Raw genomic sequence first — 8,346 nt, 5'->3', positions numbered from 1 at the left:
GCCGGATAAGGCGTTTATGCCGCATCCGNCAACAATGCCCGATGCGACGCTGGCGTGTCTTATCGTGCCTACAAATAGTCCTGAACCGTAGGCCGGATAAGGCGTTTACACCGCATCCGGCAAGTGTTTAAACCCGCTCAAACACCGTTGCAATACCCTGACCCAAACCGATACACATTGTCGCCAGACCAAACTGGACGTCTTTGCGCTCCATCAGATTCAGCAGCGTGGTACTGATACGAGCACCTGAACAGCCCAGCGGATGACCCAGCGCGATCGCGCCACCGTTGAGGTTGATCTTCTCGTCAATCTGCTCCATTAACCCGAGATCTTTAATGCACGGCAGGATCTGCGCGGCAAAGGCTTCGTTCATTTCAAACACGCCGATATCACTGGCAGAAAGCCCCGCTTTTTTCAGCGCCAGCTTCGAGGCCGGAACCGGGCCGTAGCCCATAATCGACGGATCACAACCGACGACCGCCATCGAACGTACGCGGGCGCGCGGCTTAAGACCTAATTCACGGGCGCGGCTTTCACTCATCACCAACATGGCAGCTGCACCATCGGAAAGCGCAGAAGATGTACCCGCCGTTACCGTACCGTTGACTGGATCAAACGCCGGACGCAGCGTGGCGAGGGCTTCCACGGTGGTTTCCGGGCGAATCACCTCGTCGTAATTAAACTGCTTCAGGACGCCGTCGGCATTGTGACCACCGGTTGGGATGATTTCATTTTTAAATGCGCCCGACTGCGTGGCGGCCCAGGCGCGGGCGTGTGACCGCGCGGCAAAGGCATCCTGCATTTCACGGCTGATACCGTGCATACGCGCCAGCATTTCTGCCGTTAAGCCCATCATGCCCGCTGCTTTGGCGACATTGCGGCTCAGGCCGGGGTGAAAATCGACGCCGTGACTCATCGGCACATGGCCCATATGCTCCACGCCGCCAACCAGACATGCCTGTGCATCGCCAGTCATGATCATTCGTGCTGCGTCATGCAGTGCCTGCATGGATGAACCACACAAGCGATTGACGGTAACCGCCGGGACAGAGTGTGGTACTTCAGCCAACAGCGCCGCGTTACGGGCGATATTAAAACCTTGCTCCAGCGTCTGCTGCACACAGCCCCAGTAAATATCGTCGAGGGCCGCCGCTTCCAGCGCCGGGTTACGCGCCAGCAAGCTACGCATTAAATGAGCGGAGAGATCTTCCGCACGCACGTTACGAAAAGCACCGCCCTTCGAACGGCCCATCGGGGTGCGAATTGCATCGACAATGACAACCTGTTCCATTGTGACTCCTTAAGCCGTTTTCAGGTCGCCAACCGGACGGGCTGGCTCAACCGGGGGATAGTACGGTTCGTTATGACGCGCTTTATTACGCAGACCTTCCGGCACTTCATACAGCGGGCCGAGGTGCTGATATTGCTGTGCCATATCGAGGTATTTCGCGCTACCGAGGGTGTCCAGCCAGCGGAACGCGCCGCCGTGGAACGGAGGGAAGCCCAGGCCGTAGACCAGCGCCATATCCGCTTCAGCCGGAGTGGCGATAATGCCCTCTTCCAGACAGCGCACCACTTCGTTGACCATCGGGATCATCATGCGGGCGATAATCTCTTCCTCGCTGAAATCGCGCTTCGGCTGGCTGACTTCTGCCAACAGATCGTCAACGACAGCGTCTTCTTCTTTCTTCGGCTTACCTTTGCTGTCTTCTTTATAACGCCAGAAACCGAGGCCGTTCTTCTGACCAAAGCGGTTGGCATCAAACAGCGCGTCGATGGCATCGCGATAATCTTTCTGCATCCGCTGCGGGAAGCCTGCTGCCATGACAGCCTGGGCATGATGCGCGGTATCAATCCCCACGACATCCAGCAGGTATGCCGGACCCATCGGCCAGCCAAACTGTTTTTCCATCACTTTGTCGATCTTGCGGAAATCCGCGCCGTCGCGCAGCAACTGGCTGAAACCGGCGAAATACGGGAACAGCACGCGGTTAACAAAGAAGCCGGGGCAGTCGTTAACCACAATCGGCGTTTTGCCCATCTTGCTCGCCCAGGCGACGACTTTCGCGATGGTTTCGTCGGAGCTTTTCTCGCCGCGAATAATTTCCACCAACGGCATTCGGTGGACCGGGTTAAAGAAGTGCATCCCGCAGAAGTTTTCCGGGCGTTCCAGCGCGTTGGCCAGTTCGCTGATAGGAATGGTTGAAGTGTTAGACGCCAGCACGGTATCCGGGCGTACTTTCTGCTCGGTTTCTGCCAGTACGGCTTTTTTCACTTTCGGGTTTTCGACAACCGCTTCTACCACAACATCCACGCGGTCAAACCCGGCGTAGTCGAGCGTTGGGTGGATCGTGGAGATCACGCCAGCCAGTTTCAGACCATCGATCTTGCCGCGCTCAAGCTGCTTGTTCAGCAGTTTCGCGGCTTCAGTCATGCCGAGGGCTAACGACTTGTCGTTGATATCTTTCATGACAACCGGCACGCCTTTCCACGCGGACTGGTAAGCGATGCCGCCGCCCATGATACCTGCGCCCAGTACAGCGGCCTGTTTCGGGGTTTCAACGTCTTTGGTGAGTTTCTTCGCTTTGCCTTTTACATATTGATCGTTAAGGAAAATGCCGACCAGTGCGCGGGCTTCGTTGGTATGCGCCAGCGGGACAAAACTTTTGTTTTCCAGATTTAATGCTTCTTCACGACCAAAACGGGCCGCAGCTTCAATGGTTTTTACTGCGGTGATGGGGGCCGGATAATGTTTCCCTGCTGTTTGTGCGACCATCCCTTTAGCGATGGTGAAGCTCATGGTGGCTTCAATCTTGCTCAGTTTTAGCGGTTCCAGCTTCGGCTGACGTTTCGCTTTCCAGTCGAGGTCGCCGTTAATGGCCTGGCGTAAAATCGCCATCGCCCCTTCAATCAGTTTTTCTGTTTTGACTACGCCATCCACCAGACCGATTTTCAGCGCCTGATCCGCGCCGACATCTTTACCGGCGGCAATGATTTCCAGCGCACTGTCAGCGCCCAGCATACGTGGCATACGTACAGAACCGCCAAATCCCGGCATGATGCCCAGTTTGGTTTCCGGCAGACCGATGCGCAGATCCGGCGTCGCCAGACGATAATCAGTCGCCAGCACGCATTCGCAGCCACCGCCCAGCGCATAGCCGTTGACGGCAGCAATGGTCGGCACCGGCAGATCTTCCAGGCGATTAAACACGCTATTGGCAAAATGCAGCCACTGGCTTAACTGTTCTTCAGGAACGAGGAACAGGGACAAAAATTCGGTGATATCAGCACCGACGATAAAGGCTGCTTTGTTCGAACGCAGCAGCAGCCCTTTTAGATCTGATTGCTGTTCCAGCACGCCGATGGCCTCGCCGAGGCTGGCGACGGTCGCAGTGTCGAGTTTATTAACTGAACCTGGGGCATCAAATACCAGTTCGGCAATGCCATCTTCCAGCCAGTCAAGGTACAGGGTGTCGCCTTTGTAAAGCATGTCAGTCTCCTGAATCCGCAAGGTGATCTGGTCGTACCAGATGCATCGAAGTGTGTATTTTGTGTTAAAAATATGCAAATAAAAGATTAAAGAAATGCCGATCTGATCACGCTCGGCAGAAATCACGCTCTGGATGAACGATGTGCTAAGATGCGGAGACTTAAGGTCAAAAAAACAGAAGGGTAAAAAATGGAATCACTGGCCTCACTCTATAAAAATCATATAGCTACCTTACAGGAACGGACTCGCGATGCGCTGGCGCGCTTCAAGCTGGATGCATTACTTATTCACTCCGGCGAGCTATTCAATGTTTTTCTCGACGATCATCCCTACCCGTTTAAAGTGAACCCGCAATTCAAAGCGTGGGTACCGGTAACTCAGGTGCAAAACTGCTGGTTGCTTGTGGATGGCGTGAACAAGCCGAAACTGTGGTTCTATCTGCCAGTTGATTACTGGCACAACGTCGAACCGCTGCCGACCTCTTTCTGGACTGAAGACGTGGAAGTGATCGCGCTGCCGAAAGCCGATGGCATTGGTAGCCTGCTGCCTGCTGCGCGCGGCAATATCGGTTATATCGGTCCGGTGCCGGAACGTGCGCTGCAACTGGGTATTGAGGCCAGCAACATCAACCCGAAAGGGGTGATCGACTACCTGCATTACTACCGCTCCTTCAAAACCGAGTACGAACTGGCCTGTATGCGTGAAGCGCAGAAAATGGCGGTTAACGGTCATCGCGCGGCAGAAGAAGCGTTCCGTTCTGGCATGAGCGAGTTCGATATCAACATTGCCTATCTGACCGCGACCGGTCATCGTGATACCGACGTACCTTACAGCAACATTGTGGCGCTTAACGAACACGCTTCGGTGCTGCATTACACCAAACTGGACCACCAGGCACCGGAAGAGATGCGCAGCTTCCTGCTGGATGCCGGGGCAGAATATAATGGCTATGCGGCTGACCTGACCCGTACCTGGTCGGCAAAAAGCGACAACGACTACGCGCAGCTGGTGAAAGACGTCAATGATGAACAACTGGCGCTGATCGCCACCATGAAAGCCGGTGTCAGCTATGTGGATTACCACATCCAGTTCCATCAGCGCATTGCCAAACTGCTGCGTAAACATCAAATCATCACCGATATGAGTGAAGAAGCGATGGTCGAAAACGATCTCACCGGACCGTTTATGCCGCACGGTATCGGCCATCCGCTGGGCCTGCAGGTGCATGACGTAGCCGGTTTTATGCAGGATGATAGCGGTACGCACCTCGCGGCACCGGCAAAATATCCGTACCTGCGCTGCACCCGTATTCTCCAGCCGGGCATGGTGTTAACCATCGAACCGGGTATCTACTTCATCGAATCGCTGCTGGCACCGTGGCGTGAAGGGCAGTTCAGCAAACACTTCAACTGGCAGAAAATTGAAGCACTGAAACCGTTCGGCGGCATTCGTATCGAAGACAACGTGGTGATCCACGAAAACAGCGTGGAAAACATGACCCGGGATCTGAAACTGGCGTGATGGAAAGCTGGTTAATTCCTGCGGCACCGGTCACGGTCGTTGAAGAGATCAAAAAGAGCCGCTTCATAACGCTGTTGGCGCATACCGATGGCGTTGAGGCGGCGAAAGCGTTTGCTGAATCGGTGCGGGCAGAACACCCCGATGCCCGCCACCATTGCGTGGCGTGGGTAGCTGGCGCACCGGATGATTCTCAACAACTGGGTTTCTCTGACGACGGGGAGCCGGCGGGAACGGCAGGTAAACCGATGCTCGCCCAACTAATGGGCAGCGGCGTCGGGGAAATTACCGCTGTGGTGGTGCGCTACTACGGCGGCATATTGCTTGGCACCGGTGGGTTAGTGAAAGCGTATGGCGGCGGCGTGAATCAGGCGCTGCGCCAGCTAACGACCCAACGCAAGACGCCATTAACCGAATATACTTTGCAATGTGAATATAGTCAGTTAACCGGCATTGAAGCGTTGCTGGGGCAGTGTGACGGCAAAATTATCAACAGTGATTATCAGGCATTCGTTTTGCTGCTGGTGGCGCTTCCGGCAGCGAAAGTGGCTGAATTTTCCGCAAAGCTGGCGGATTTTAGCGTGGTTCATTGCAATTGTTAGCGATTGAAGAATAATCCCCACTTCGTTTTGCAGAACTAAGGAAGCGGCAGAGATGCATTTTCGCGCCATTACCCGAATCGTTGGACTACTGGTCATCTTATTTTCAGGGACAATGATTATCCCTGGACTGGTAGCACTTATCTACCGGGATGGAGCGGGCCGCGCTTTTACCCAGACCTTTTTTGTCGCCCTCGCCATTGGCTCTATGCTGTGGTGGCCGAACCGTAAAGAGAAGGGCGAACTGAAATCCCGTGAGGGGTTTCTGATCGTGGTGCTGTTCTGGACCGTGCTGGGTAGCGTCGGTGCGCTCCCTTTTATCTTTTCGGAAAGCCCGAACCTCACGATTACCGATGCGTTTTTTGAATCTTTCTCTGGCCTGACCACTACGGGCGCCACTACGCTGGTGGGGCTGGATTCACTCCCTCATGCCATCCTCTTTTATCGCCAGATGCTGCAATGGTTTGGCGGGATGGGGATCATCGTGTTGGCGGTTGCGATACTGCCTATCCTCGGCGTGGGTGGGATGCAGCTCTATCGCGCGGAAATGCCCGGCCCACTGAAAGATAACAAAATGCGTCCGCGAATTGCGGAAACGGCGAAAACCCTGTGGTTGATTTATGTCTTGCTGACCGTCGCCTGTGCACTGGCGCTGTGGTTTGCTGGAATGGATGCCTTTGATGCCATCGGTCATAGCTTTGCGACAATCGCTATTGGCGGCTTCTCGACTCATGATGCCAGCGTTGGCTATTTCGATAGCCCGACCATTAACACCATCATCGCTATCTTCCTGCTGATCTCCGGCTGTAACTACGGTCTGCACTTTTCGCTGTTAAGTGGGCGTAGTCTGAAGGTTTATTGGCGCGATCCGGAATTTCGCATGTTTATCGGCGTACAGTTTACGCTGGTGGTTATTTGTACCCTCGTACTGTGGTTTCATAATGTCTACAGTTCGGCGCTGATGACAATTAACCAGGCGTTTTTTCCAGGTGGTGTCGATGGCGACAACCGCCGGGTTTACGACTGACAGCATTGCCCGCTGGCCGCTCTTTTTGCCGGTGCTGCTTTTATGTTCAGCTTTTATCGGCGGTTGCGCCGGGTCAACGGGCGGTGGCCTGAAAGTGATCCGCATCCTGCTGCTTTTTAAGCAGGGGAACCGTGAGCTGAAACGACTGGTGCATCCGAACGCCGTCTACAGCATTAAGCTGGGGAACCGTGCACTGCCGGAACGTATCCTCGAAGCCGTTTGGGGATTTTTCTCCGCCTATGCATTGGTGTTTATTGTCAGTATGCTGGCGATAATTGCCACGGGCGTGGATGACTTTTCTGCCTTTGCCTCGGTTGTTGCGACATTGAATAACCTGGGGCCTGGGCTTGGCGTGGTTGCTGATAACTTTACCAGCATGAACCCGGTGGCTAAATGGATCCTGATTGCCAACATGCTGTTTGGTCGTCTTGAGGTCTTTACATTGCTGGTGCTCTTTACCCCGACTTTCTGGCGTGAATGATGGAGTAATACGTGAAAACATTAATTCTTTTCTCAACAAGGGACGGACAAACGCGCGAGATTGCCTCCTACCTGGCTTCGGAACTGAAAGAACTGGGGATCCAGGCGGATGTCGCTAATGTGCACCGCATTGAAGAACCACAGTGGGAAAACTACGATCGCGTGGTGATTGGCGCTTCTATTCGCTACGGTCATTACCATTCTGCGTTCCAGGCATTTGTCAAAAAGCATGCCACCCGGCTGAACTCAATGCCGAGCGCCTTTTACTCCGTCAACCTGGTGGCACGCAAGCCGGAGAAGCGGACTGTGCAGACCAACAGCTACGCACGAAAGTTTCTAATGAACTCACAATGGCGCCCCGATCGCTGTGCCGTTATTGCCGGGGCGCTGCGTTATCCACGCTATCGTTGGTACGACCGCTTTATGATCAAGCTGATTATGAAGATGTCAGGCGGAGAAACAGATACGCGCAAAGAGGTTGTTTATACCGATTGGGAGCAGGTCGCGAATTTTGCCCGAGAAATAGCTCAATTAACCAACAGATCGGCGTCGAAATAAGCATAAAGAATAAAAAACGCGCATTCGGAAAATTATTTTAAATTTCCTCTTGTCAGCTCAGAATAACTCCCTATAATGCGCCACCACTGACACGGAACAACGGCAAACACGCCGCCGGGTCAGCGGGATTCTCCTGAGAATTCCGGCAGGGAAAAGCAAAAGAATGCTTGACTCTGTAGCGGGAAGGCGTATTATGCACACCCCGCGCCGCTGAGAAAAAGCGAAGCGGCACTGCTCTTTAACAATTTATCAGACAATCTGTGTGGGCACTCGAAGATACGGATTCTTAACGTCGAAAGACGAAAAATGAATACCAAGTCTCAAGAGTGAACACGTAATTCATTACGAAGTTTAATTCTTTGAGCATCAAACTTTTAAATTGAAGAGTTTGATCATGGCTCAGATTGAACGCTGGCGGCAGGCCTAACACATGCAAGTCGAACGGTAACAGGAAACAGCTTGCTGTTTCGCTGACGAGTGGCGGACGGGTGAGTAATGTCTGGGAAACTGCCTGATGGAGGGGGATAACTACTGGAAACGGTAGCTAATACCGCATAACGTCGCAAGACCAAAGAGGGGGACCTTCGGGCCTCTTGCCATCGGATGTGCCCAGATGGGATTAGCTAGTAGGGTGGGGTAACGGCTCACCTAGGCGACGATCCCTAGCTGGTCTG

At 53.8% G+C, this 8,346-nt stretch carries 4 protein-coding genes, 1 rRNA gene and 2 pseudogenes; 5 read left to right on the top strand and 2 right to left on the bottom strand.

Annotation, left to right across the window (positions count from 1 at the left end):
- Positions 1–127 precede the first annotated feature (127 nt).
- Both fadA and fadB read right to left on the bottom strand, forming a co-directional pair.
- Complete coding sequence (gene fadA / locus CRI63_RS11500; protein WP_135519609.1) at positions 128–1,291, bottom strand: acetyl-CoA C-acyltransferase FadA; 1,164 nt, start codon at positions 1,289–1,291, stop codon at positions 128–130.
- A gap of 9 nt (positions 1,292–1,300) precedes the next feature.
- Positions 1,301–3,490: a fatty acid oxidation complex subunit alpha FadB gene (gene fadB, locus CRI63_RS11495; protein ID WP_135519607.1), complete on the bottom strand. Its 2,190-nt coding sequence runs from the start codon at positions 3,488–3,490 to the stop codon at positions 1,301–1,303.
- A 189-nt stretch (positions 3,491–3,679) separates the two neighbouring features.
- Here fadB and pepQ point away from each other — a divergent pair, with 189 nt between their 5' ends.
- From pepQ to CRI63_RS11470, 5 genes and pseudogenes are all read left to right on the top strand, one after another.
- Positions 3,680–5,011, top strand: a complete 1,332-nt coding sequence (pepQ, locus tag CRI63_RS11490) for a Xaa-Pro dipeptidase (protein WP_135519605.1) — start codon at positions 3,680–3,682, stop codon at positions 5,009–5,011.
- Positions 5,011–5,624: pseudogene (locus CRI63_RS11485) on the top strand (IMPACT family protein). The gene pepQ and the pseudogene CRI63_RS11485 overlap by 1 nt, the downstream one beginning before the upstream one ends.
- Positions 5,625–5,662: 38 nt before the next feature.
- A pseudogene (gene trkH / locus CRI63_RS11480) lies at positions 5,663–7,115 on the top strand (Trk system potassium transporter TrkH).
- Positions 7,116–7,126: 11 nt separating this feature from the next.
- Positions 7,127–7,672: a menaquinone-dependent protoporphyrinogen IX dehydrogenase gene (gene hemG / locus CRI63_RS11475; protein WP_130219468.1), complete on the top strand. Its 546-nt coding sequence runs from the start codon at positions 7,127–7,129 to the stop codon at positions 7,670–7,672.
- A gap of 376 nt (positions 7,673–8,048) precedes the next feature.
- A 16S ribosomal RNA gene (locus tag CRI63_RS11470) occupies positions 8,049–8,346 on the top strand; the annotation flags it as partial.

It is taken from the genome of Escherichia sp. E2661 (genome assembly GCF_004745185.1).
In the GTDB taxonomy this organism is placed as follows: Bacteria; Pseudomonadota; Gammaproteobacteria; order Enterobacterales; family Enterobacteriaceae; genus Escherichia.
Note: the sequence above shows the minus strand (reverse complement) of the source record. Positions and strands in the feature narration are given on the sequence as shown.

Excerpts from the sequence above, each read along its gene's own strand:
- fadA (WP_135519609.1), bottom strand. The coding sequence starts at position 1,291 with ATGGAACAGGTTGTCATTGTCGATGCAATTCGCACCCCGATGGGCCGT.
- fadB (WP_135519607.1), bottom strand. The coding sequence starts at position 3,490 with ATGCTTTACAAAGGCGACACCCTGTACCTTGACTGGCTGGAAGATGGC.
- pepQ (WP_135519605.1), top strand. The coding sequence starts at position 3,680 with ATGGAATCACTGGCCTCACTCTATAAAAATCATATAGCTACCTTACAG.